This window comes from Mycolicibacterium austroafricanum (genome assembly GCF_000612725.1).
In the GTDB taxonomy this organism is placed as follows: domain Bacteria; phylum Actinomycetota; class Actinomycetes; order Mycobacteriales; family Mycobacteriaceae; genus Mycobacterium; species Mycobacterium austroafricanum.
On record NZ_HG964463.1, the window covers coordinates 50,468 to 73,193 of the forward strand.

Consider the following 22,726-nt stretch of genomic DNA (forward strand, 5'->3'; position numbering starts at 1 on the left):
ACCGAGGTCAGAGGGGGTTTTCCTTGGTCGGGCTGACAGGATTTGAACCTGCGACCACTTGACCCCCAGTCAAGTGCGCTACCAAGCTGCGCCACAGCCCGCAGTGCCTCCCGGGATCGCCGGTAGGCGGTCGAAAGCTTACATCAGCGTGACACCGGAATCCCAACCGCGTGGTCGCCGCGACCGAGGGGCATCCTCAACACGGTGACAACGGACGACACTCCCCTGTGGCTGTTCGCCGACCAACTCGGTCCGGCCGTTCACGGCGGCGAGCATGCCCACCGTGAAGTGCTGCTGGTCGAGGCCACCTCCGCGCTGCGCAGGCGTCGCTACCACCGGCAGAAGCTGCACCTGGTTCTCTCAGCCCTGCGCCACGCCGACCGCGACCTCGGCGAGCGTGCGACCCTGATCACGGCCGACACCTACACCGACGCGTTGACACAGTTCAAGCGCCCCGTCCTCGTGCACGAGCCCACCTCGCACGCCGCCGAGACCTTCGTGCACCGGCTCCATAAGCAGGGACTCGTTGCCGACGTCCTGCCGACCCCCACATTCGCGCTGTCCCGCAAGGACTTCCAGCAATGGGCCGGCCAGCGCACCCGCTTCCGGATGGAGGACTTCTACCGCCATCAGCGTCGTCGTTTCGACGTGCTGATGGACGGCGACGAGCCGGTCGGCAACCGGTGGAACTACGACGAGGACAACCGCGAACCGCCGCCGAAGAAACAACGCACCCTCGGAGTCCCCGCCCCCTATCAGCCGCGCGAAGACGACATCGACGAGCAGGTCCGCCGCGACCTCGACGCGATGGATCTCGACACCGTGGGTGTGGACGGCCCGCGCCTGTTCGCCGTCACCCCGGCCGAGGCCAAGCGCGCGCTGGCCCGGTTCATCGAGCACCGGCTGCCCAGCTTCGGCCGCTACGAGGACGCCGTGATGGCCGAGGACTGGGCGATGGCGCACTCACTGCTGTCGGTGCCACTCAACCTCGGCGTCCTACATCCGCTCGACGCCGTCGACGAGGCCGAGCGCGCCTACCGCGACCAGCAGGCACCGCTGGCCGCCGTCGAGGGCTTCATCCGGCAGATCCTCGGCTGGCGCGAGTACATGTGGCACCTGTACTGGCATTTCGGCCCGGAGTACGCCGCCAAGAATGAGCTCGCCGCCCACACGCCGCCGCCGACATGGTGGACGGATCTCGACGCCGATGCGGTCACCGCCCAGTGCCTGCACCACGCGCTCAAAGGCGTCCGGGACCGCGGCTGGACGCACCACATCCAACGACTCATGATCCTCGGCAGCCATGCGCTGCAACGGGGTTACCGGCCCGACGAACTCACCGAATGGTTCGCCACCGCCTACGTCGACGGCTTCCGCTGGGTGATGCCCACCAACGTCATCGGCATGAGTCAGCACGCCGACGGCGGGCTGCTGGCCACCAAGCCGTACACCTCCGGCGGCGCCTACATCAACAAGATGAGCGACCACTGCGGGGACTGCGCCTACGACCCCAGGAAACGCCTCGGCGACGACGCGTGCCCCTTCACCGCCGGCTACTGGGCCTTCGTCCACCGCCACCGCGAGCGGCTGGCCGAGAACATGCGCACCCGGCGCGCGGTCTCGTCGATGGAGCGGCTCGGCGACCTCGACGCGGTCCTCGAACAGGAGTCAGCGCGCGACCGGTTCTGACGCCGATTCGGCGGCGGCCGGCTCCGGCGCGAACTTCGGGCCGCGGGACGTGCGCCACGCGTAGATCACCAGCGCCGCCCATGCCACGACGATCACCGAGTAGATCCCCGTCGACCACGGCCACTGGATGTCGAAGAAGTGCACCAGCTTCTGGCTGTTGGTCAGCACGATGACGCCACCCACCGCGCTGCCCAGCAGCGCCGGGCTGACCTTGGTGACCAACCACGCGGCGAACGGTGCGGCGATCACCCCGCCGACCATGAGCCCGACCACGACGGGCCAGTTCTCCAGGAACTCCTGACGCAGCCCGACCAGGAAGCCCAGCGACGCCGACGCCGCCACCAGGAACTCCGAGGCACTGACCGAACCGATCACCGTGCGCGGCGCCGTCTTGCCCTGCGACAGCAACGTGCTGGTGGTCACCGGGCCCCAGCCGCCTCCCCCGGAGGCGTCGATGAATCCGCCGAACAGACCCAGCGGGGCGAGGAACTTGACGCTGTGACTACTGCCCCGGACCAACGTCAGCGGTGTGCGCAGCGAGAACCGCAGCAGCACATAGGCACCGATCGCGACCAGGATCGCGGCCATCAGCGGCGCCGCGTGCTCGGTCGACAGCGAGGACAGCACGGTGGCCCCGAGGAACGCGCCGACCGCGCCGGGAGCGCCGAGCTTGGCGACCAGCGCCCAGTCGATGTTCTTGAACTTCCAGTGCGACAGGCCCGAGGCGAACGTGGTGCCCACCTCGGCGAGGTGCACCGCGGCACTGGCCTGGGCGGCGCCGACCCCGGAAAGCACCAGCAGCGTCGTCGCGGTGACGCCGAAGGCCATGCCCAGGGCACCGTCGACCAGCTGGGCACCGACACCGACAAGCGTGAAGATGAGAAGCGAACGCATGGCTGCCTTCGGAAACTGCGGTCACCGCGTGACCGGACGGACGGGTGGGGGCGTCAGGGACGCGGACAACACCACTCGTCGAAGGCCATTAGCCGACGCGACGGCCAGAAAGGCTCGAGCGCGGACACCTCAGACGGGGCCGGTGCGCAATGCACGCGATCAGCCATCGAGGATCCCATCGTCGAGTCGTACGCCGAAGCTCCGCATAGGTTACACGGTCAACAGCCGGTACAGCCCGATGAGTCCCACGACGACGATGACGCCGCGCAGCACGTTCGGCGACAGCCGGCGTCCGTAGTGCGCCCCGAGGAAGCCGCCGATCAGCGACCCGATCGCGATCAGGCCCGCCGCGGCCCAGCTGATCCGGTCGAAGGCCACCACCGTGTAGGCCACCGCGGCGACGATGTTGACGATCAGCGACAGCAGGTTCTTGGCGGCGTTCATCCGCTGCATGTCCTCGGGCAGCAGCGCCCCCATCGCGGCGATCAGCAGGATGCCCTGTGCCGCGGTGAAGTAGCCGCCGTACACGCCGACCGCGAACGTCGCCGCAACCAAAGCGGTCATCCGCGCCGTCGACACGTGGTCGGCCGAACGCCCGGCGGCCTCGGCCCGCCGCTTGGCCCAGGTCTGGATTTTCGGGCCGACCACCACCAGCGCCAGGGCCAGCACGAGCAGCACCGGAACGACGCGGGTGAACACCTTCTCGGGCAGGTGCAGCAGCAGCCAGGCGCCGCACCCGGCGCCCAGGAACGAGGCCGGGATCTGCCACCGCAGCCGGTCCCACTGGCCGCGCAGTTCGCGCCGGTATCCCCAGGTTCCCGACACACCGCCGGCGACGAGGCCGACGGCGTTCGACATGGTGGCCGTCACCGGCGGGAATCCGAGGGTCACCAGCGTCGGAAAGGTGATCAGCGTGCCGGAGCCGACGAGGGCGTTGATGGCACCTGCCCCGACCCCGGCGAACGCGATGAGGACCATGTCGAGGACGGACATTGGGCTCACCCTAGCGAAGTGGTCCCGCCGGAGCGGATCGGGCCGAATACTGCCCATGACCGCATCCGGACACATCGTGAGGGGCACAGATGAAGCCGACCGAAGTCCTGACCACCGTCAAAGATTCGATGACCGCCCGCCGGGTGTACGCCGAGCCGATCGAGCGCGACGGGGTCGTCGTCATCCCGGCGGCTCGCGTGTCCGGCGGCGGTGGTGGCGGGTCGGGAACCGAGACCGACGGCAGGGAAGGCTCCGGCGGCGGGTTCGCCGTCAGCGCCAAACCCGTCGGTGCGTATGTCATCAAGGCGGGCCGGGTCAGTTGGCGGCCCGCGGTCGACGTCAACCGGCTGATCACGGTCCTCGGCGTCGTCGCCGTCGCCGCGCTGGTCACCCGAAGTCGCTGACCGGGGCGGATCGGGCACGACAGCCGCGGCGCGTCAGCGCGCCGAATTCACCGACGGGCCTTGGGCCCCCTCTTCTCCCGGACGCGGACGTTGATCCGGATCGGGCTGCCCTCGAAGCCGAACGTCTCGCGCAGCCGTCGCTCCAGGAACCGGCGGTAGCCGGCCTCCAGGAACCCGGTGGTGAACAGCACGAAGGTCGGCGGACGGGCCGTCGCCTGCGTCGCGAACAGGATCCGCGGCTGCTTGCCGCCGCGCACCGGAGGCGGTGTCGCGGCGACGATCTCCTTGAAGAAGGTGTTCAGCCGCCCGGTGGACACCCGGGTGTCCCACGACTTCAGCGCCGTCTCCAACGCCGGCACCAGCTTCTGCACGGCCCGGCCCGTCTTGGCCGAGATGTTCACCCGCGGCGCCCACTGCAGTTGCGCCAGTTGCAGATCGATCTCGCGGTCGAGCAGATAGCGGCGGTCCTCGTCCACGAGGTCCCACTTGTTGAACGCCAACACCAGCGCCCGCCCGGCCTCGACGACCATCGACAGCACCCGCTGATCCTGTTCGGTCAACGGCTGTGACGCGTCGACGAGCACGATGGCCACCTCGGCGGCGTCGATCGCACCGTGGGTGCGCACCGAGGCGTAGAACTCGTGACCGCTGGCCTGCCCGACCTTGCGGCGCAGTCCCGCCGTGTCGACGAAACGCCAAAGCTTGCCGTCCATCTCGATGAGCGAGTCCACCGGGTCCACCGTCGTCCCGGCGACGTCGTGCACCACCGACCGCTCGTCACCGGAGAGCCGGTTCAGCAGGGACGACTTGCCCACGTTGGGCTTGCCCACCAGCGCCACCCGGCGGGGACCGCCACCTCCGGCACCGGCAACCTCGGAGATCGTGGGCAGCGCGTCGACGACGGCGTCGAGCAGGTCGGCGACCCCGCGTCCGTGCATCGCGCTGATCGGGTGCGGCTCCCCCAGCCCCAGCGACCACAGCGCCGCGGCGTCCGCCTCGCCCCGTTCGTTGTCGACCTTGTTGGCCGCCAGGAACACCGGTTTTCCGGAGCGCTGCAACAGTTTTGCCGCGGCCTCGTCGGCGGCGGTGGCGCCCACCACGGAGTCGACGACGAAGATGATCGCGTCGGCGGTGCGCATCGCCACCGAAGCCTGCTCGGCGACGAGCTGCTGCAGGCCCTTGGCGTCGGGCTCCCAGCCGCCGGTGTCCTGGACCATGAACCGCTGACCCGACCAGCTCGCGTCGTAGGAGACCCGGTCCCGGGTCACGCCGGGAACGTCCTGCACCACGGCTTCGCGACGGCCCAGGATCCGGTTCACCAGCGTCGACTTGCCGACATTGGGCCGGCCCACGACGGCCACCACCGGAGGTGGCGCCGACACCTCCTCGATCGCATCCGAGATGTCGTCGGGCCCGAGTTCCCAGTCGCTTTCGTCCGACCAGGTGCCATCATCGGTCATCGCGCCACACCCGCCTTCTGTTCGACCAGTTCGGTCAGATACGCGACGACCTCGGCCTGGTTCATGTCGCTGGTGTCCACCACAACCGCGTCCTCGGCGGCCCGCAGCGGAGACACCGCCCGCGTGGAATCGAGATGGTCGCGGCGCCTGACGTCGGCCAGCACCGCCTCATAGTCGCCGGGCAGTCCGGCGGCGACGTTCTGCGCGTCGCGGCGGCGGGCGCGCTCCTCCGCCGACGCCGTGAGGAAGATCTTCACGTCCGCGGCCGGCAGCACGACGGTGCCGATGTCACGGCCCTCGACGACGACATTGTCCGGGGCAGAGGCCAATTCGCGCTGCAAGGCGACCAGCCGGGACCGCACGGCGGGCACCGCCGACACCGCCGACACCGCCTTGGTCACCGCGTCCCCGCGAATCTCGGTCGAGACGTCCTCCCCTGCCAGGTAGGACCGGTCCTCGCCCGGATCGTGACCGACCGCCAGCTCCACCTCCGCCGCCACGGCGGCGACCGCCGCCGCGTCGTCCGGGTCGACGCCCGCACGCAGCACGCCGAGCGTGACGATCCGGTACATCGCACCGGTGTCCAGATACCGCGCGCCCATTGCGACCGCCAAACCTCTTGCCACCGAAGACTTCCCGGTGCCGGCCGGCCCGTCGATCGCGATCACCAGGGAACGGCTCACAGGCCCACCGCCTTGTACAGTTCGCCGATTTCCTTCTGTGTCAACACCCGGATGCTGCCGGGGCGCTGATCGCCCAACGACACCGTGCCGATGTCGGTGCGCACCAATTCCTGCACCGGGAACCCGACATCGGCCAGCAGCCGCCGCACGATGTGTTTGCGGCCCTCGTGCAGGGTCAACCGCACCAGCGTCCGGCCCGGCGTCGTGTCGACGACGGCAAAATCGTCGACCTGGACGGGTCCGTCCTCCAGCTCGACTCCCTCACGCAGCTTGCGGCCCAACCCCTTGGGCACCGAGCCGAGCACGGTCGCGACGTAGGACTTGGGCACCTCGAATGACGGGTGCATCAACCGGTGCGCCAATTCCCCGTCGTTGGTCAGCAACAGCAGCCCCTCGGTGTCTGCGTCCAGGCGCCCGACGTGAAACAGCTTCTTGTTGCCGCGAACCCGGTGCTCCACAAGGTCGCCGACACACGGCCGGCCGCGGTCGTCGGACATCGTCGAGTGCATCCCGCGCGGTTTGTTGATGGCCAGGTACACGAGGGTGTCGTCGACCGTGATCCGGGCACCGTCCACCCGGATCACCGAGGCCGCCGGATCCACCCGGGTGCCCAGCTCGGTGACGATCCGGCCGTCCACCTCGACCCGGCCGTCCCGGATCATCTTCTCCGCGACTCGCCGAGACGCAATTCCCGCCTGCGACAACACTTTCTGAAGTCGGATTCCGTCGTTGTCGGTCATGCTCAGTCTCTGTCCACGTCGAAGGATGCCGGCGCTGCCCCGGGACCCGAGGTGCCGTTGAGCTTCATGAAACGCGGCTCCTCGCTGAGGGTTTCGCTGAGGTCGTCGATGACGTCGACGTTGGGCAGCAGCGGCGCGATGTCCGGAAGGTCGGTCAGCGAGGTCAATCCGAGCCGCTCGAGGAACAACTCGGTGGTCGAGAAGGTCACCGCCCCGGAGTCGGAGTCGGTGCCGGCTTCGGTGATCAGCCCGCGGGCGAGCAGCGTGCGGATCACCGCGTCGACGTTCACGCCGCGGACCGCGCTGACACGTGCCCGGGTGACCGGTTGCCGGTAGGCGATGACGGCCAGGGTTTCCAGCGCCGCGCGGGTCAGCTTCGACCGGGCGCCGTCGAGCAGCAGCTTCTCGACGAAGGGGGCGTATTTCGAGCGCGTGTACATCCGCCATCCGCCCGCGGCTTCGCGCAGATCGATTCCGCTGTCGCGGGCGGCCAGACCGGCGGCGAGCAGGTGCAGCCGTTCAGCCACCCGTGCCGGCGGCTGATCGGTGGCGGCGGCCAGTGCGTCGACGGTCACCGGGGTGTCGACCACCAGCAGCAGCGCCTCGAGCGCTGAGTCGAGCTCGCCATCCTCGAGCGCGGAGTCCAGCTCGGATTCGGTGACCTCCTCGAGCTCGCCGTCCTCGATGGCGGATTCGAGCTCAGTATCGGTCGATGTGTCGTCAGTCATAGGTCTTTCTATTCCGCGTCCGCGGTCGCCAACTGTTGGCTGTTGGGCCGCTCTCCGGTCCACGAAATCTGGAGCACACCAAGCGGTTCTGGTTGCTCGAATGCTACCGCCCTGGCGCGGTACAACTCGAGCAGCGCCAGGAACCGCCCCACGATCTCCATCGGGGCCTCGCAGTCGGCGACCAGCTCGGAGAACGACGCCCAGTGGCCGATCCCCCGCTGCTCGAGCAGCGTCATCAGGTTGGCCGCCTGCTCGGGCACCGACACCGCCACCTGGTGCAGGTGCTCGGTGCCGACGGTCGGCACCGGCCGCGGGGTGAACGCCGCCGCCGCGATCTCGGCGAACCGTGCGGCGTCGACACCCAGCATCACCTCGGGCAGCAGGTCGGAGTACGTGTCCTCCAGCGACACCGCCCGCGGATAGCTGCGCAGCGCCGCGGCCTCCAGTTCGGCGAACATCTCGGCCACGTGCTTGAACGCCCGGTACTGCAGCAGCCGCGCGAACAGCAGGTCCCGCACCTCGAGAAGCGCCAGATCGTCCTCGTCGTGGATCTCCCCGGCCGGCAGCAGGCGCGCCGCCTTGAGGTCGAGCAGCGTCGCGGCGACGACCAGAAACGACGTCGTCTCGTCGAGCCCCAGCTGCGGTCCGATCTCCTTGGTGTAGGCGATGAACTCGTCGGTCACCTGATGCAGCGCCACCTCGGTGACATCGAGCCGGTGCGCGAAGATCAGCTGCAGCAGCAGGTCGAACGGGCCCTCGAAATTGCTCAGGCGAACCTGGAACCCAACCTGGGTCGACGAGTCGGTGGGCTCCTCCGGGGTCGTCTCGCTCACGCGCCGAACCGGTGGATGACCTCACGCGCCAGCGCCCGATACGCTTCGGCGCCAGCCGATTTCGGCGCCCAGGTGGTGATGGGCTCGCCGGCGACGCTGGTCTCGGGGAACCGCACGGTGCGGGTCACGACGGTGTCGAACACCAGATCGCCGAAGCGCTCCACGACGCGCGCCATCACCTCGCGCGAGTTCACCGTCCGCGGGTCGTAGCGCGTGATCAGGATCCCGCTGATCGACAGTTTCGGGTTCAGCCGGTCGTGCACCTTCTCCACGGTGTCGGTCAGCAACGCCAGGCCGCGCAGCGAGAAGAACTCGCACTCGGTGGGGATGATCACGCCGTCGCTGCAGGCCAGCCCGTTGACGGTGAGCAGGCCGAGCGACGGCTGGCAGTCGATCAGCACGTAGTCGTAGCGGTCCAGCACCGGATACAGCGCGCGGGCCAGGGACTGCTCGCGCCCCACCTCGTTGACGAGCTGGATCTCCGCGGCCGACAGGTCGATGTTGCTGGGCACCAGATCGAGGCCGGGAACCCGGGTCTTGATCAGCACCTGATCGATCGACACCCGCGGCTCGACGAGCAGGTTGTGCACGGTGTGTTCGAGCTCGTAGTGCGGCACGCCGAGCCCGGCCGACAGCGCCCCCTGCGGATCCAGGTCGACGAGCAGCACCCGCCTGCCGTACTCGGCGAGGCTGGCACCCAGGTTGATCGTGGACGTGGTCTTCCCGACGCCGCCCTTCTGGTTGCACATCGCGATGACCTTGGCCGGTCCGTGCGACGTGCGGGGCGCCGGTTCGGGGGTTTGCCGCGGGACCCTGCCGGTCAGCCCGAGGGCGGGTTCAGCGTCACTGCTCGCTGCGGGAGCGTCCAGGGAACCGCCTGTCGGGTCGGTCATACCGGACCGTCGCTGGTCAGGCAACCTTCAGACATGGCGGGCATCCGGGCAAGTTTAACGGGGAGCGTCGAATCGGTGAGGCAGACCCGCAGGCAACCTCTGATCTGGCGGCTAATCTGGCGACATGAACGCCATCCGACGGTGGGCCCGGTTGGCGCTGGGCATGCCGTCGTTCGTCCGGACCGGGCAGATCGGTGACGGCCGGGAGGCTGCGTGCGCGGCCTACGTCGAGGCCAACGCCCCACGTGGCGACATCGACGCGGCCCTGTCGGCGATCGACACCTTCGCCTACCGGAAGGCGATGCTGGTCAACATCGGAGACGAGAAGGGCGCGCTGCTCGACGCCGCGGTGCGCCGGGCCGATCCCGCCCTGGTGCTCGAGCTCGGGACCTACTGCGGCTACAGCGCCCTGCGCATCGCCCGCGCGGCGCCGTCGGCGCGCGTGTTGTCGGTCGAGTTCTCCGCCGCGAACGCCGACGTCGCACGCCGCATCTGGGCCCACGCCGGCGTCGGCGACCGCGTCACCTGCGTGGTCGGGACCCTCGGCGACGGCGGCCGCACGCTCGACACCCTCGCCCGCGAGCACGGCGTCACCACCGGCAGCGTCGACCTGCTGTTCATCGACCACGACAAGAAGGCCTACCTGTCGGACCTGCGCAGCGTCGAACAGCGCGGGTGGCTGCACCGGGGATCGATCGTCGTCGCCGACAACGTCCGGGTGCCGGGCGCTCCGGACTACCGGCGCCACATGCGCGAGCAGCAGGGCACGCGGTGGAACACCGTGGAGCACAAGACCCACGTCGAATACCAGTCGCTGCTGCCCGACCTGGTGCTGGAGTCCGAGTATCTGGGCAGTTAGCGCGCCCGGGGATGGGCCCCGGCCCACACCTCGCGCAGCGCGGTGACCGTCACCATGGTGTAGATCTGCGTGGTGGTCACCGACGCGTGTCCCAGCAGCTCCTGCACGACGCGGACGTCGGCGCCGCCGTCGAGCAGATGAGTGGCGAACGAGTGCCGCAGCACGTGCGGGGAGACCGTCGCCGTGATCCCCGCACGTTCGGCGGCGTCCTGCAGTACCTGCCACGCGCTCTGCCGCGAGAGTCGTCCGCCGCGGGCGTTGAGGAAGATGGCGGGCGTACCCCGGCCGCGGCGCGCCAGGTCCGGACGCCCCCGCACCAGGTAGTTGTCCAGCGCGCTCACCGCAGGCCGCCCGATCGGGATCAGGCGCTGCTTGCCGCCCTTGCCTCGCAACAGCACCGACCGGGCCTCGGTGTCGACGTCGTCGACGTCGAGGCCGACGGCCTCCGAAATCCTGGCGCCGGTCGAGTACAGCAGTTCCAGCAGCGCCCGGTTGCGCAGCGTCAGCGGGCCGTCGGCCTCGCCGTCGCCGCCCGCCGCCTCCAGCAGCGCCAGGACTTCGTCGATGCTGAGGCTCTTGGGCAGACGGCGGCCGGGTGTCGGCGGCTTCACCTCACGCGCGACGTCCACGGTGGTGATGCCTTCGGCGGCCGCGAACCGGTGCAGCCCCCGGACCGCGATCACCGCCCTGGCGGCCGACACCGCCGACAACGGCACCACGCCGTTGTCCGGATCGCCGCGGCGCAGCGACACCAGGAACTCGCTGACATCGGCCTCGGCCACGCCGGCCAGATCGGTGACGCCCCGCGACGCCAGGTGTTCGGCGTAGCGCCGCAGATCCCTGCGGTAGGAGCTCAGTGTGTTGGCCGCCACCCCGCGTTCGATCGCGAGGTGGTCGAGGTAGCCCTGGAACTGGTCGTCCAGGGCGGCCGGATCGACACCGGTCGTCAAGGATGCCCCACCCGGCGGGCGAACGCCGTGGGCCGGTCCACCCACGGCGCGTCGACGGGACGCAGCGTCGAAACATCGGGCATGGCGTGTGCGGCCAGGATCCCGGCCACCGCGGTCGAGTTGACGATCTCACCGGAATAGACCTTGGCGACGGCGTCGGCGAGGTCGAAGCGCTGCACCGTCATGTCGGCCTCCTCGTCGTGGGCCTGCGGCCGCTCGACGTCACGCAGGCCGGTGGCCAGAAACACGCGGACGCTCTCGTCGCAGAATCCCGGGGCGGAGTCCACATCGATGAGGGTGCGCCAGTGCTCCGCAGCCAGGCCCGCCTCCTCGGCGAGTTCCCGGACCGCCGACGCGTGCGGCGGCTCGCCGCCGAAGTCGAGCAGACCGGCGGGCAGTTCCCAGAGCCGCCTGCCGAACGCGTGGCGGTACTGATGGATGAGCACGATGCGGCCGTCCTCGTCGAGTGCGACGACGGCGACGGCGCCGAAGTGCTCGATGACCTCGCGGCGGGCGGTTCCGCCACCGGGCATGCGCACCTCGTCGGCGCGCAGCGCGATGATCTTGCCGGCATAGACCGTCTCCGAGGCGACGGTGGTGAACTCGTGACGTCCGGGGTCGCCCTCAGCCACGAGCCGGGGCGTCCTCGAGAGCGTGCTCGGCGCCGTTGGGTTCGTGTTCCGGAATCTCCGGCATCTCTACGGGCAGGCGCTCGGCGTTCTTGTAGTCCAGCGACGCACCGACGAACGCCGCGAACAGCGGGTGCGGGCGGGTGGGCCTGCTCTTGAGCTCCGGGTGGGCCTGGGTGCCGACCAGGAACGGGTGCACCTCGGGCGGGTATTCGACGAACTCGACCAGGTGCCCGTCGGGTGAGGTGCCCGAGAACCGCAGCCCGCTCTCGGCGATCCGGTCCCGGTAGGTGTTGTTCACCTCGTAGCGGTGACGGTGCCGCTCCGACACCTCGGTGGTGCCGTAGGCCTGCGCGACAAGCGAATTCGGCTCCAGCACCGCCGGGTAGGCACCGAGCCGCATGGTGCCGCCGAGGTCTGCTTCGCCGGCGACGGCGTCGCGCTGATCGGCCATCGTGGAGATGACCGGGTCGGGGGTGGCCGGGTCGAACTCCGCGGAGTTGGCCTCGGTCAGGCCGACCGAACGCGCCGCCTCGATGACGATGCACTGCAGTCCCAGGCACAGGCCCAGCACCGGCAGACCGCGCTTGCGCGCATAGTGGATCGCGCCGATCTTGCCCTCGATGCCGCGGATGCCGAAGCCGCCGGGGATCAGCACGCCGTCGACGTCGGCCAGCGCGGCCGCGGCCGACGCGTCGGTCTCGCAGTCGTCGGAGGCCACCCAACGCATCTCCACCTTGGCGTGCTGCGCGAACCCGCCCGCGCGCAGCGCCTCGGCGACCGACAGGTAGGCGTCGGAAAGGTCGATGTACTTGCCCACCAACGCGATTCGCACCGTATCGCGCGGTTCGTGGACGCGGCGCAGCAAATCGTTCCACTGCGTCCAGTCGACGTCGCGGAACGGCAGGTTCAACCGCCGGACCACGTAGGCGTCGAGCTCCTCGCGGTGCAGCACCTTGGGGATGTCGTAGATGGACGGGGCATCGGGGGTGGAGATGACGCCGTCGATATCGACGTCGCACATCAGCGCGATCTTGTTCTTCAACGGCTCGGGCACGTCGCGGTCGCAGCGCAGGATCAGCGCGTCCGGGGTGATGCCGATGCTGCGCAGCGCGGCCACCGAGTGCTGTGTCGGCTTGGTCTTGAGCTCACCGGACGGGGCCATGTAGGGCACCAGGGAGCAGTGCAGGAAGAAGCAGTTCTCCCGGCCGACCTCGTGGCGCACCTGCCGCGCTGCCTCCAGGAACGGCAGCGACTCGATGTCGCCGACCGTCCCGCCGATCTCGGTGATGATCACGTCGGGCCGGTTGCCGTCGCTGTCGGCGGCGTCCATCGCCAGAATGCGGCGTTTGATCTCGTCGGTGATGTGCGGGATCACCTGGACCGTGTCGCCGAGGTACTCGCCGCGGCGTTCCTTGGCGATGACCGTCGAATAGACCTGCCCGGTGGTGACATTCGCCGACCCGGACAGGTTGCGGTCCAGGAAGCGCTCGTAGTGGCCGACGTCGAGGTCGGTCTCGGCGCCGTCCTCGGTGACGAACACCTCACCGTGCTGGAACGGGTTCATGGTCCCCGGGTCGACGTTCAGATAGGGGTCCAACTTCTGCATCGTGACTTGCAGCCCCCGCGCCGTCAGCAACTGCCCGAGGCTCGACGCCGTGAGACCCTTGCCCAGAGACGACACCACACCACCGGTAACGAAGAGGTGTTTGGTGGCCGTTTGCGGGTGCTTGCGTAGCGCTGGCAAGTACAACCTCCGTGATGACCGGGCAGGGCTTGTTTCGCCGGGTTCACACCCTGTTTGGGGCCTGCCGACCCACGGAACCCCACCCTAACACCGTCTGAGACGCGGTGTTGTTGACGCGCCGGGCTACTGCGGCACGGTGACCGAGGTCGCTCCCGGGCCGATGCCGAACCGGTCGGGCCGGCCGCCGTTGATCAGGGCGCTCAGCGCGAGCACGGACGTGATCCGTCCCGATTCGCTGTCGATGTCGTCGACGGTGCTGACGGCGTTGCTCAGCGCGGCATCTGACCTGGCCACCGCCACCGCCGCGGTGCCGGTGGCGGATCCGTCGCGCCCGACGAGGACGGTGCCTGCGCCGTGCGGCGCCAGCCCTGCCGCGAACCGGGCAACGGTGGCGCCCTGGTTGCCTGCGTCCTCGCCGAGGGGCCCGCCGGTGACGACGAGTGCGGTGTTGGCCGCCCCGATGCGCTCGGTGCCGTAGGTCACGAAGCCGGTGTCACGCAGGGCGGCCAGCACGGTGCCCCGCTGGGTCTCGTCGACCGGCGCCACCTTCGGGTCTTTGTTGATCAGCACCGAGATGCCGAGCAGATCGCCGGCCTGGGAACCCTGGTCGACGGCCGCGGTATTCAGCTGCGCTCCGGCAGGCACGATCGGCGAGTTGACCACAGACAGCAGTTTCTCGGCCGAGTTGGCGTCGACGAACTGCTGCGTGAGCCCGATGCTTCCGGTCACCGTGCCACCGGCCTGGGTCACCAGGCGGGTCAGTCCGTCGACGTCGTTGTCGGCGGCGTCGGGGGTACGGAAGATGACCACCGACTTGTCGGCCAGAGCGTCCCGCAGGATGCGGGGCGCCACCTGCGCATCGAAATCGCCTGCCGCGCTGAGCTTCTCGTTGAGCGCGTTGCGGTCCTCGGTCAGCGTGTCGATCTGCTGCCGCATGTCCTGCTTGTCGTCGCGCAAGCCGGACAGCACCGTGTTGGACAGCATTCCCGAACCGAGGGCGATACCGATCGCCAGCGCGAGAAAGACCGCGGCCAGCGAGATGGCGTGCGAGCGCAGCGAGATCACCGTCAGTCCCCTACGAGACCAGACCCTGGGCCCACAGCAGGAACTGGTTCCAGTACTGCGACACCCATTCGATCACCGCGGCGTCGGCCCGCGAGACCCACAACGCCGCGATCACGGCGATGAGCATGGCCAGCACCAGCAGGGCGATGGCGCCTCCGGACACCCGGCTGCGGTACAGCGTGGCGACCGCCTTGGCGTCGACGAGCTTCTCGCCCACCTTCAGGCGGGTCAGGAAGGTCGAGGGGTTGCTGCGCTGCCGGTTACGGTCGAAGAACTCCTCGATGCTGGCGGTGTGGCCGACCGTGACGATCAGCGCGGCGCCGTGGTGATCGCACAGCAGCAGCGCGAGGTCGGCGGCCGAGCCGGCGGCGGGGAACGTCATTGCGCCCACGCCGAGATCCTGGATGCGCTCGAGGCCCGCGGCGTGCCCGTCGGCGTCGGCGGGCAGCACCACCTGTGCGCCGCAGCGCAGCACCTCGGTGCTGATCTTGTCGGGATCGCCGACGATCAACTGCGGGCGGTACCCGGCCTTGCGCAGGATGTCAGCGCCGGCACCGACTCCGACGAGCACCGGTTGGTACTCCTTGATGAACGGCTTGAGCGCCTTGAGGTCCGCGGCCGCGTGGTCCTCTTCGGCCACGATCACCACGTGCCTGCGGTTCATGTCGACGTCGATGTCCGGGATGCCGATGCCGTCGATCAGCAGCGGGCTCTCGCTGCGGATGAACTCGATGGTGTTGCCCGCGAACGCTTCCAGGTGCGCGACAAGCCCGCCCTTGGCTTCCTGCATCAGCTCGTGGATGTCGGCGTCGGTGCGCTCGGTTCCGAGCACCAGGCGCCGGTCGCCGGAGTACACGCCGCCCTCGTTGATCCGGACGCGCGCGCCGTCTTTGACCTTCTTGAAGACCTCGGGTCCCGTCTCGTCGACGAGGGTGATGCCGTTGGCGACCAGCACCTCGGGACCGAGGTTCGGGTAGCGGCCGGAGATCGACGGCGAGGCGTTGACGACCGCGGCGACTCCCGCCTCGACCAGGGCGTCGGCGGTGACGCGGTCGAGGTCGAGCGCGTCGAGGACGACGATGTCGCCCGGAGTGACCCGTCTGAGCAGTCGATCGATGTCGCGGTCCACGCGGGCGGTGCCGGTGATACCTGGCCGTGAGCTGGCATTACGGGACAGCAGCGCTGACATCTTCATGGGCCGATTCTGTCCAGCGACGGCGGAAATCCGTCGGAGGCGCGCCGTAACACCAGCCTCACAAGTTCGCTTTTGTCACATTGGCAACAGGGTCAGGCCGGGTACGCCTGGAACAGTTCGACCGGGTTTCCGGACGGGTCCAGCGCGAGCGCCTGTCGACCTCCGCGCCCCTCGACCACCTCACCGCGGAAGGCGACGCCCCCGCTGTGGAGCGCCTCGACCACCGCGTCCAGATCGCCGACCTGCAACTGGAATCGGTTCCAGCCGCCCGGCTGCGGCAGCTGTCCGCCGGACAGCCGTTGCCCGGCGCCGCCGCCGCCCTCTGGCACGTTGAGCAGCAGCCGTAACCCGCCCCGACGCAACATGGCGAAGCCGGGTCCCGGTTTCATGACCAGTTCGAATCCCAGATGCCGGGTGTAGAAGTCCACCGCATCATCGACGTCATCGACGATGTAGCGAACGCTGAAGTCGGTCATTTTTCCCACCTCCAAAGGGTTATGATACGACTATGTCCCATAGCGAGACAAGCCGTCGCAAAGAGGATCCGCGGATCGGGCATTCGCGACGCGCCATCCTGCGCGCGGCCCTCGCCGAGTTCGCCGCCAACGGTTACGCCGGATTCCGGATGGAGTCGGTGGCGGCCCGCGCCGGAGTCGGCAGGAGCACCGTCTACCGGCACTGGCCCGACAGGGCGGCGCTGGTCGCGGACGCCCTGGCGGGCCTCAATCGGCAGCCCGATCCCGGGCACGGGGACGGCGCCGATACCGCGCGGCAGCGCGCGCACGTCCTGCTGAGCCACCTCGCGCAGGCGCTGACCGACTCACCGGTGTCGGCATGCATCCCCGCGCTGATCCACGCCGCCGCCAACGACACCGATTTCCGCGACCGCCTGCACGGTTTCTCGGCGCAGCGCCGTCGACGGCTCACCGACGTCATCTCCGCCGGGGTCACGGCGGGCGAGTTCCCGGCCACGGTGGACCCGGAGACCGCCTCGGTGGCCTTGTCCGGCGGCGTGTTCTACCGCTGCCTGATGACCGCCGACGCCGCCGACGCCGATTTCGTCGCGGGTCTGCTCGACGCGGTCCTCGGCCGCTGACCCTCAGTCGGCGGCGGCCCGCTCGGCACGGGCTGCGTCCAGCAGTTCCCGCGCATGGGCACGGCCGCTGTCGGACTCCCCCAGCCCGGCCAGCATGCGCGCCAGTTCCGCGACCCGGTCGTCGTCGTCGAGGCGACGCACGCCGCTGGACTTCGCCCGCGCCTTCCTGCCGTCGTCGCGTCCGGCGACCCCCTCGACGACGAGGTGCACGTCGGCGTAGGCCGCGACCTGCGGCAGGTGGGTGACGACGATGACCTGATGGGTGCGTGCCAGTCGAGCGAGGCGGCGACCGATCTGCACCGCCGCACGTCCTCCGACGCCGGCGTCGACCTCGTCGAACACCATCGTCGTGCCTTCCGTCGAGGCGGAAAGCACCACCTCCAGCGCCAGCATCACCCGGGAGAGTTCACCGCCGGAGGCGCTTTTGTTCAGTGGCAGCAGATCCGAACCGCCGTGGGCGGCGAAGCCGAACTCCACGGCGTCGACGCCGTCGTGGCCGGCGTGCACGGTGACGCCCGACGGCAGGGCCAGTGGCGCACTGTCGTCGGCGCGGGCCGGCAGCGGGGTCACCGAGATGGCGAAGTCGGCGCCGGCCATCGCCAGCCCGGACAGTTCGGCGGTGACGGCCTTGGACAGGCCCTTGGCCGCTTTGACCCGCACCTTGGTCAGATCCTGCGCCGCGGCCACCACCGTGGCCTGCAGCTCCTCCACCCGCCGTTCCAGACCCGCGAGCGTCTCCTCGGACACGTCGAGCGCAGCCAGCCGGTCGCGGGCCTCGCCGGCCCACGCCAGCACCCCGTCGACGTCGGCGGCGTACTTGCGGGTCAGCGTCCGAAGCTCGGCTTGGCGGGCCAGCTTCGTTTCCAAACTGCTTGTGTCGGTGGGCAATTCATCGAGATAGCCACCCAGCTCGGCGGACACGTCGACGAGCACGGTCAACGCCGAGCCCAGCTGTTCGGCCAGCGCCTTGAGTGGCGCGTCATCGGTGCCCTCCAGCGCCGAGCGGGCCTGGCCGACCGCGTGGGCGGCGGAGAACCCGTCGTCGCTCTCACCGGACAGCGCGGCTCTGGCCGTCTGCACGGCCTCACGCAGCGCGTCGAGCTCGGACAGCCTGCGGATCTCGGCGACCAGGGCTTCGTCCTCGCCGGAATGCGGGTCGATCACGTCGATCTCGTTGAGCGCGAACTGCAGGCGGTCGGCTTCCTGAGCCATCTCCCGGGCGCGGCGCCGCCGGTCGTCCAGATCCCGTTTCGCCTCCAACCAGGAGTCACGCGCGGTGCGGTAGCGGTGGAGCTGGGTGGCCACGTCGGCGTACCGGTCCAGGGCCGCGCGCTGCTCGTCGGGCCGCATCAGCCGCAGCTGGTCGTTCTGCCCGTGCAGCGTGAGCAGCTCGTTGGTGAAGCCGCTCAGCGACTTGGCCGGCACGCTGCGGCCGCCGAGGTAGGCCCGCGAGGGCCCGTCGCGGCTGACGGAGCGGGCGGCGATCACACTGCCGTCGTCGTCACGCTCGGCACCCGAGGAATCCAGGATGCCGTCCACCTGTGCAGCCACCGCATCGCCGACTTCGGCTGTGGTGAAACGGCCTTCGACGACGGCACGATCAGCACCCGAACGCACCTTGGTCGCGTCGGCACGTGCCCCGCCGAGAAGGTGCAGCCCGGTGACCACCATGGTCTTACCGGCACCGGTCTCGCCGGTCAGCACGGTCAGCCCACCGTCGAATTCAGCGGTCGCGGCACTGATGGCACCCAGCGCCTCGATTCGGATCTCGGCTAGCACTACTGCCCACGCCACCCCGTGACGGGCAACCGGAACTTGCGTACCAGTCGGTCGGTGAACGGCGCGCTGTCGAGTCGCACCCATTTCAACGGCGTGGCGCACCGGGTGACCTCCAAGCGGCCGCCCGCGGGCACCACCATCTCCCGCCTCCCGTCGCAGAACACCAGCGCGTCATGCCCGGTGGCCTCGATTTCGATCGCGATCAGCGCATCGGGGCTGGTCACCATGGGGCGGGCGAACAGCGCGTGGGCATTGTTCGGCACGACGATGATCGCCTCCAGATCCGGCCAGAGCACCGGGCCGCCCGCGGAGAACGCGTAGGCAGTCGATCCCGTCGGTGTCGAGACCAGCACGCCGTCACATCCGAACGAGGACACCGGCCGTCCGTCGACCTCGACGACCACGCCCAGCACACCCAGCCGAGGCCCCTTCTCCAGGCTCGCCTCGTTGAGCGCCCACCCGCGGTCCAGGAGTCGTCCGCCCGCGCGAACGGCGACTTCGAGCGTCATCCGCTCCTCCACCCGGTAGTCGCGGCGGACGATGTGGTCGAGCACGGAGTCGATCGACTCGGCCTCGGCCTCGGCCAGGAAGCCGATCTTGCCCAGGTTCACGCCCAACACCGGGATCTCGGCGTTGCGGGCCAGTTCGGCGGCACGCAGGAAGGTGCCGTCGCCACCGAGCACCAACACCAGCTCGCACCCCTCGGCGGCCCGCTCGTCGGCATCGACCACATCGATCTCGACGCCGAGTGCCCGCATGTCGTCGGGCGCAAGGTGTACCGGGCCGCGGTCGACCGCCTCCGCGGACAGTGCCCGCAGCCCGATCCCGTGGTCGGACAGCACCTTCTCGACCCGACGGGCGACCTCGGTCACCTCTTCGCGACCGGTGTGCACGACCAGAAGGATGGTGCGTTCGGTCATTGCGGGCCCTCATCGACAGCGCGTCGTACGGCGGCCTCGAGAGCATCGGCCTGCAGCCTGTGCACGCCGTCGCTCCGGAGGTGGATGAAGTACTCGACGTTTCCCGCCGGCCCCGGCAGCGGGCTGGCGGTGACCGCCACGGCGTGCCAGTTCAACTCGGCCGCGCGACGGGCAACCGAGAGCACCGCCTCGGCGCGCAGCAGCGGGTCCGACACCACGCCGCCCGGCCCGACCCGGTCCTTGCCGACCTCGAACTGTGGCTTCACCATGGGAACGATATCGGCGTCGGGCGACGCGCACGCGGTCAGCGCGGGCAGCACGGTCGCCAGCGAGATGAACGACAGGTCGGCGACGACGAGGTCCACGGGCCCGCCGATGGCTTCGGGGGTGAGTTCACGGACGTTGGTGCGGTCCAGCACCGTCACCCTGGGGTCGGTGCGCAGGGACCAGGCCAGCTGGCCGTAGCCGACGTCGACGGCGACCACCTCGCGGGCTTCCCGGTCGAGCAGCACCTCGGTGAATCCCCCGGTCGACGCGCCCGCGTCCAGGCAGCGGCGGGCCCGCACCGACAGCCCGAACGCATCCAGGGCACCGATCAGTTTGTGCGCCCCGCGCGAGACCCAGCTGTCGGCATCGCCGCCTTCGACGGTCAGATTGGCGGTCAACGACACCGCGGTCGCGGGTTTGGCCGCGGGCATCCCGTCGATACGGACCCGCCCTGCGCCGATCAATTCGGCAGCCTGCTGGCGGGAGCGGGCCAGACCGCGCCGTACCAGTTCGGCGTCAACACGTGCGCGACGCGACACGCAGGTCAGCCCTTCTCGACGGATTCCAGCGCGCGCACCAGCAGATCGTGCGCCTCCTCGAGGCGGGCCGCGACGGCGTCCAGGTCAGACGCCGTCACATCCGGCTGACCGAGGAGTTCGGCTACCTGGGCGCGGATCTGGTCGGGATCGTTACTCATATCGGCCTTCACGCTAGTCGATGCGGTCAGAGACCAGGGACCAGCGCTGCACGGCCTGTCGGGCCGTGTCGTCGTGGCCCCGGATCGGCCGCCGCGCGATGCCCGACGCCCAGACCGCCGCCGCGATCGCGCGCACCGGCGCGAGTGAGTCGCCCGGGTCCGACCCCGTGGCGGTCAGCGTCACCGCCACGTTGTCGACCTCGACCCGCCATCCGGGGTGAGGGGCGATGCGCAACGCCTCGGTGTCCTCGGCGGTGAGCGCACGCAGGTCAGCGGCGAGGAAGGTGGGCCGCTGCTCACGCACCGCCCAGATGGCGTCCTCGGCGGAGTTGACCCCGCAGAGCACCATCAAGCTGGGCAGCCTCGCGGCATTGGCGCCGGCGATGTCGGTGTCGAGGCGGTCACCCACGACCAGTGGCCGGTCGAACTCGCCACGTGCGAGCGCGTCCTGCATCAGTGCGGGCGCGGGCTTCCCGGCGACCTGCGGGTCGGCGTCGGTGGCGGTCCGCAGCGCGGCGACCATGGACCCGTTGCCCGGCAACAGGCCGTGTTCCGACGGCAACGTCTTGTCGACGTTGGCGGCGACCCACAACGCCCCGGAGCGGATGGCCAGCGCCGCTTCCGCCAGGTGCTGCCAGCCGGTATCCGGAGAATGTCCCTGCACCACGGCGACGGGGCGGTCCGACCACCGGCGAACCGGCTCAAGGCCGACTCCGGAGATCTCGTCGGCCAGGGCGTCCGTGCCCACGACGAGCACCCTCCCCCCGGGAGGCACCTGCCCGGCCAGCAGCCGGGCAGCGCTCTGCGCGCTCGTCACCACATCGTCGGCCGCCGCGGCGAAGCCGAGTTCGCGCAGGTGCTCGGCGACCTGCTCGGCGTCACGGGAGGCGTTGTTGGTGACGAACAGGATCCGGGAGTCGACCGATGCCAGCGTCTCGACGGCGCCGGGAGTCGGTTCGTGACCGCGGAACACCGTGCCGTCGAGGTCGAGCAGCAGGCAATCATGCTGCTGCGCAAGGGTTGTCACGTCAGGACAGCTCCGTGACCCGCTCTTCGGCGTCGGTGACGCCCTCCACGTCGGCGGCGGCGGCATGCAGGAACCACTGCAGCGCCTCCGCCTCACGTCCGAGTGCGAGCAGCGTCTCGGCGTAGGCGTAGAAGAGCCGGGCTGCGGTCGGTCCGGTCCGGGTGGGATCCAGCGCGGGGCTGGACAGCACCGCCAGGGCCTGTTCGTGCTGTCCGAGGTCCGAGCGGGCCCCGGCGACGACCATGCGCAGCTCGTCGGCGTCGTCTCCGGTCAACTCCGCCGCTTCGGGGCTGCGGGCCAGCTCGATCGCACGTTCGGGACGACCGACACCGCGCTCACAATCGGCGATCAGGGCCAACAGCGGTGAGCGGCTGCCCATTCGGCGGGCGGCACGGAGCTCGGCGAGAGCCTGGGCCCAGTCCCCGCACTGATAGGCGGCGATGCCGACGGCCTCGCGGACCGCAGCGATCCGACCTGACCGCGCGCGGGCCGCGCGGGCGTGGGCGAGGGCGGCCTCCGGGTCGTCGTCGAGAAGCTCGCCGGCGGCCACCAGATGCCTGGCCACCGTGTCGGCGGTGCTGCGATCGAGTGTGGTGAGTTCGCCGCGGATCTCGGGCGCCAGTTGCTTGGCCTCGATCTCCGCGGGGATCGGCGGGCCGCTCGGTCGGGACTCGTCGCCGTCGGTCCTGGGTTGGGCGGGGCGGGCCCGGTTCGGACCCGACGAACGCGGCGCGGACCGTTGGTCGCGGCGCGGGCGTTCCCTGTTGCCGTTCGAGCTGCGGCTGGGTCGACGATCGCCGCGGCCGCCCTGATTGTCTTGGGGCACGACGGAAAGGATACGGGCAAGATCGGGCGCCACATAATTAATGAGACCGCGCAATTGATCAATGCGGCCACGCAAAAGCGAAATAAAAAAGGAAATCGCCCCCCACGGATACGTGGGGGGCGATTTCTAATTTGTGTTCGGCGGTGTCCTACTTTTCCACCCGTGTGGGTAGTATCATCGGCGCTGGCAGGCTTAGCTTCCGGGTTCGGGATGGGACCGGGCGTTTCCCTGCCGCTATGGACCGCCGTAACTCTATTCACTTGTTTCAGTGACAAATCCTTTGTTGTGTTTTTGGTGGTGGGGTGTGGTGACGCCCAACCGGGTTTCCCGGGTTGTGGTGTCTGTGGTTGTG

Annotated in this window: 24 protein-coding genes, 1 tRNA gene and 1 rRNA gene; 4 read left to right on the forward strand and 22 right to left on the reverse strand. The window is 69.7% G+C overall.

Annotated elements, in window-relative coordinates:
• Positions 1-24: 24 nt before the first annotated feature.
• Positions 25-101, reverse strand: a tRNA-Pro gene (locus BN976_RS31425).
• Positions 102-204: 103 nt separating this feature from the next.
• Here BN976_RS31425 and BN976_RS31430 point away from each other — a divergent pair.
• Positions 205-1,689 (forward strand): cryptochrome/photolyase family protein, encoded by a 1,485-nt coding sequence (locus BN976_RS31430; RefSeq protein WP_036377624.1) that lies wholly within the window; start codon positions 205-207, stop codon positions 1,687-1,689.
• On the opposite strand, the gene BN976_RS31435 is transcribed toward BN976_RS31430, so the two are convergent.
• Both BN976_RS31435 and BN976_RS31440 read right to left on the reverse strand, forming a co-directional pair.
• The gene (locus BN976_RS31435; RefSeq protein ID WP_011780474.1) at positions 1,669-2,583 is read right to left on the reverse strand and encodes a sulfite exporter TauE/SafE family protein; all 915 of its coding nucleotides are present in this window, start codon (positions 2,581-2,583) and stop codon (positions 1,669-1,671) included. The genes BN976_RS31430 and BN976_RS31435 overlap by 21 nt on opposite strands.
• A gap of 210 nt (positions 2,584-2,793) precedes the next feature.
• Positions 2,794-3,576: a sulfite exporter TauE/SafE family protein gene (locus BN976_RS31440; protein ID WP_011780475.1), complete on the reverse strand. Its 783-nt coding sequence runs from the start codon at positions 3,574-3,576 to the stop codon at positions 2,794-2,796.
• Between the two features lie 89 nt (positions 3,577-3,665).
• On the opposite strand from BN976_RS31440, the gene BN976_RS31445 reads away from it, so the two are divergent.
• Complete coding sequence (locus tag BN976_RS31445) at positions 3,666-3,980, forward strand: spore germination protein GerW family protein (RefSeq protein WP_011780476.1); 315 nt, start codon at positions 3,666-3,668, stop codon at positions 3,978-3,980.
• Between the two features lie 47 nt (positions 3,981-4,027).
• On the opposite strand, the gene der is transcribed toward BN976_RS31445, so the two are convergent.
• Genes der through BN976_RS31475 form a run of 6 tightly spaced genes read right to left on the reverse strand, consistent with a single transcriptional unit; the run spans position 4,028 to position 9,317 of the window.
• Positions 4,028-5,440 carry a ribosome biogenesis GTPase Der gene (der, locus tag BN976_RS31450; RefSeq protein ID WP_011780477.1) on the reverse strand — a complete coding sequence of 471 codons (1,413 nt, stop codon included), beginning with the start codon at positions 5,438-5,440 and terminating at the stop codon, positions 4,028-4,030.
• The gene (cmk, locus tag BN976_RS31455) at positions 5,437-6,123 is read right to left on the reverse strand and encodes a (d)CMP kinase (protein ID WP_036377629.1); all 687 of its coding nucleotides are present in this window, start codon (positions 6,121-6,123) and stop codon (positions 5,437-5,439) included. Before cmk ends, der begins: the two co-directional genes overlap by 4 nt.
• Positions 6,120-6,863 carry a pseudouridine synthase gene (locus BN976_RS31460; protein ID WP_036377632.1) on the reverse strand — a complete coding sequence of 248 codons (744 nt, stop codon included), beginning with the start codon at positions 6,861-6,863 and terminating at the stop codon, positions 6,120-6,122. The genes cmk and BN976_RS31460 overlap by 4 nt, the downstream gene beginning before the upstream one ends.
• A 2-nt stretch (positions 6,864-6,865) precedes the next feature.
• On the reverse strand, positions 6,866-7,591 hold the full coding sequence (gene scpB / locus BN976_RS31465; RefSeq protein ID WP_011780480.1) for an SMC-Scp complex subunit ScpB: 726 nt from the start codon (positions 7,589-7,591) through the stop codon (positions 6,866-6,868).
• A gap of 8 nt (positions 7,592-7,599) precedes the next feature.
• On the reverse strand, positions 7,600-8,424 hold the full coding sequence (locus tag BN976_RS31470) for a segregation/condensation protein A (protein ID WP_011780481.1): 825 nt from the start codon (positions 8,422-8,424) through the stop codon (positions 7,600-7,602).
• The gene (locus BN976_RS31475; RefSeq protein WP_036377635.1) at positions 8,421-9,317 is read right to left on the reverse strand and encodes a ParA family protein; all 897 of its coding nucleotides are present in this window, start codon (positions 9,315-9,317) and stop codon (positions 8,421-8,423) included. Before BN976_RS31475 ends, BN976_RS31470 begins: the two co-directional genes overlap by 4 nt.
• 124 nt (positions 9,318-9,441) lie before the next feature.
• On the opposite strand from BN976_RS31475, the gene BN976_RS31480 reads away from it, so the two are divergent.
• Positions 9,442-10,176 (forward strand): O-methyltransferase, encoded by a 735-nt coding sequence (locus BN976_RS31480; protein WP_011780483.1) that lies wholly within the window; start codon positions 9,442-9,444, stop codon positions 10,174-10,176.
• On the opposite strand, the gene xerD is transcribed toward BN976_RS31480, so the two are convergent.
• From xerD to BN976_RS31510, 6 genes are all read right to left on the reverse strand, one after another.
• Positions 10,173-11,126 (reverse strand): site-specific tyrosine recombinase XerD, encoded by a 954-nt coding sequence (gene xerD / locus BN976_RS31485; RefSeq protein WP_011780484.1) that lies wholly within the window; start codon positions 11,124-11,126, stop codon positions 10,173-10,175. The two genes, BN976_RS31480 and xerD, sit on opposite strands and share 4 nt — an antisense overlap.
• Positions 11,123-11,758 carry an NUDIX domain-containing protein gene (locus BN976_RS31490; protein WP_036377639.1) on the reverse strand — a complete coding sequence of 212 codons (636 nt, stop codon included), beginning with the start codon at positions 11,756-11,758 and terminating at the stop codon, positions 11,123-11,125. The genes xerD and BN976_RS31490 overlap by 4 nt, the downstream gene beginning before the upstream one ends.
• The gene (locus BN976_RS31495) at positions 11,751-13,502 is read right to left on the reverse strand and encodes a CTP synthase (protein WP_036377698.1); all 1,752 of its coding nucleotides are present in this window, start codon (positions 13,500-13,502) and stop codon (positions 11,751-11,753) included. Before BN976_RS31495 ends, BN976_RS31490 begins: the two co-directional genes overlap by 8 nt.
• A gap of 123 nt (positions 13,503-13,625) precedes the next feature.
• Positions 13,626-14,567, reverse strand: a complete 942-nt coding sequence (locus tag BN976_RS31500; protein ID WP_011780487.1) for a copper transporter — start codon at positions 14,565-14,567, stop codon at positions 13,626-13,628.
• Positions 14,568-14,577: 10 nt separating this feature from the next.
• Positions 14,578-15,762 (reverse strand): putative cytokinetic ring protein SteA, encoded by a 1,185-nt coding sequence (steA, locus tag BN976_RS31505; RefSeq protein ID WP_011780488.1) that lies wholly within the window; start codon positions 15,760-15,762, stop codon positions 14,578-14,580.
• Between the two features lie 92 nt (positions 15,763-15,854).
• Complete coding sequence (locus tag BN976_RS31510; RefSeq protein ID WP_011780489.1) at positions 15,855-16,238, reverse strand: VOC family protein; 384 nt, start codon at positions 16,236-16,238, stop codon at positions 15,855-15,857.
• A gap of 32 nt (positions 16,239-16,270) precedes the next feature.
• Between BN976_RS31510 and BN976_RS31515 the strand changes: the two genes are divergently transcribed.
• Positions 16,271-16,858: a TetR/AcrR family transcriptional regulator gene (locus tag BN976_RS31515; RefSeq protein ID WP_036377642.1), complete on the forward strand. Its 588-nt coding sequence runs from the start codon at positions 16,271-16,273 to the stop codon at positions 16,856-16,858.
• A 3-nt stretch (positions 16,859-16,861) separates the two neighbouring features.
• Here the strand turns inward: BN976_RS31515 and recN are convergent, their stop codons facing one another.
• From recN to rrf, 7 genes are all read right to left on the reverse strand, one after another.
• The gene (gene recN, locus BN976_RS31520) at positions 16,862-18,637 is read right to left on the reverse strand and encodes a DNA repair protein RecN (RefSeq protein ID WP_036377645.1); all 1,776 of its coding nucleotides are present in this window, start codon (positions 18,635-18,637) and stop codon (positions 16,862-16,864) included.
• A complete protein-coding gene (locus BN976_RS31525) occupies positions 18,637-19,557 on the reverse strand; it encodes an NAD kinase (RefSeq protein ID WP_011780492.1) in 921 nt (306 codons plus the stop codon). The genes recN and BN976_RS31525 overlap by 1 nt, the downstream gene beginning before the upstream one ends.
• Positions 19,554-20,363: a TlyA family RNA methyltransferase gene (locus BN976_RS31530; RefSeq protein ID WP_036377648.1), complete on the reverse strand. Its 810-nt coding sequence runs from the start codon at positions 20,361-20,363 to the stop codon at positions 19,554-19,556. Before BN976_RS31530 ends, BN976_RS31525 begins: the two co-directional genes overlap by 4 nt.
• Before the next feature lie 5 nt (positions 20,364-20,368).
• Positions 20,369-20,521, reverse strand: coding sequence for a hypothetical protein (locus BN976_RS34155; RefSeq protein WP_086008516.1), 153 nt, complete (start codon positions 20,519-20,521; stop codon positions 20,369-20,371).
• 13 nt (positions 20,522-20,534) lie between these two features.
• Positions 20,535-21,548, reverse strand: coding sequence for an HAD-IIA family hydrolase (locus tag BN976_RS31535; protein WP_036377651.1), 1,014 nt, complete (start codon positions 21,546-21,548; stop codon positions 20,535-20,537).
• A gap of 1 nt (position 21,549) precedes the next feature.
• A complete protein-coding gene (locus BN976_RS31540; protein WP_083767353.1) occupies positions 21,550-22,374 on the reverse strand; it encodes a tetratricopeptide repeat protein in 825 nt (274 codons plus the stop codon).
• 135 nt (positions 22,375-22,509) lie between these two features.
• Positions 22,510-22,623, reverse strand: a 5S ribosomal RNA gene (gene rrf, locus BN976_RS31545).
• Positions 22,624-22,726 lie beyond the last annotated feature (103 nt).

Coding starts and splice junctions, on each gene's coding strand:
- BN976_RS31510 (WP_011780489.1), bottom strand. CDS start 16,238: ATGACCGACTTCAGCGTTCGCTACATCGTCGATGACGTCGATGATGCG.
- scpB (WP_011780480.1), bottom strand. CDS start 7,591: ATGACTGACGACACATCGACCGATACTGAGCTCGAATCCGCCATCGAG.
- BN976_RS31440 (WP_011780475.1), bottom strand. CDS start 3,576: ATGTCCGTCCTCGACATGGTCCTCATCGCGTTCGCCGGGGTCGGGGCA.
- BN976_RS31435 (WP_011780474.1), bottom strand. CDS start 2,583: ATGCGTTCGCTTCTCATCTTCACGCTTGTCGGTGTCGGTGCCCAGCTG.
- BN976_RS31525 (WP_011780492.1), bottom strand. CDS start 19,557: ATGACCGAACGCACCATCCTTCTGGTCGTGCACACCGGTCGCGAAGAG.
- BN976_RS31475 (WP_036377635.1), bottom strand. CDS start 9,317: ATGACCGACCCGACAGGCGGTTCCCTGGACGCTCCCGCAGCGAGCAGT.
- der (WP_011780477.1), bottom strand. CDS start 5,440: ATGACCGATGATGGCACCTGGTCGGACGAAAGCGACTGGGAACTCGGG.
- BN976_RS31445 (WP_011780476.1), top strand. CDS start 3,666: ATGAAGCCGACCGAAGTCCTGACCACCGTCAAAGATTCGATGACCGCC.
- BN976_RS31515 (WP_036377642.1), top strand. CDS start 16,271: ATGTCCCATAGCGAGACAAGCCGTCGCAAAGAGGATCCGCGGATCGGG.
- BN976_RS31480 (WP_011780483.1), top strand. CDS start 9,442: ATGAACGCCATCCGACGGTGGGCCCGGTTGGCGCTGGGCATGCCGTCG.
- BN976_RS34155 (WP_086008516.1), bottom strand. CDS start 20,521: ATGAGTAACGATCCCGACCAGATCCGCGCCCAGGTAGCCGAACTCCTC.
- steA (WP_011780488.1), bottom strand. CDS start 15,762: ATGAAGATGTCAGCGCTGCTGTCCCGTAATGCCAGCTCACGGCCAGGT.
- BN976_RS31460 (WP_036377632.1), bottom strand. CDS start 6,863: ATGACCGACAACGACGGAATCCGACTTCAGAAAGTGTTGTCGCAGGCG.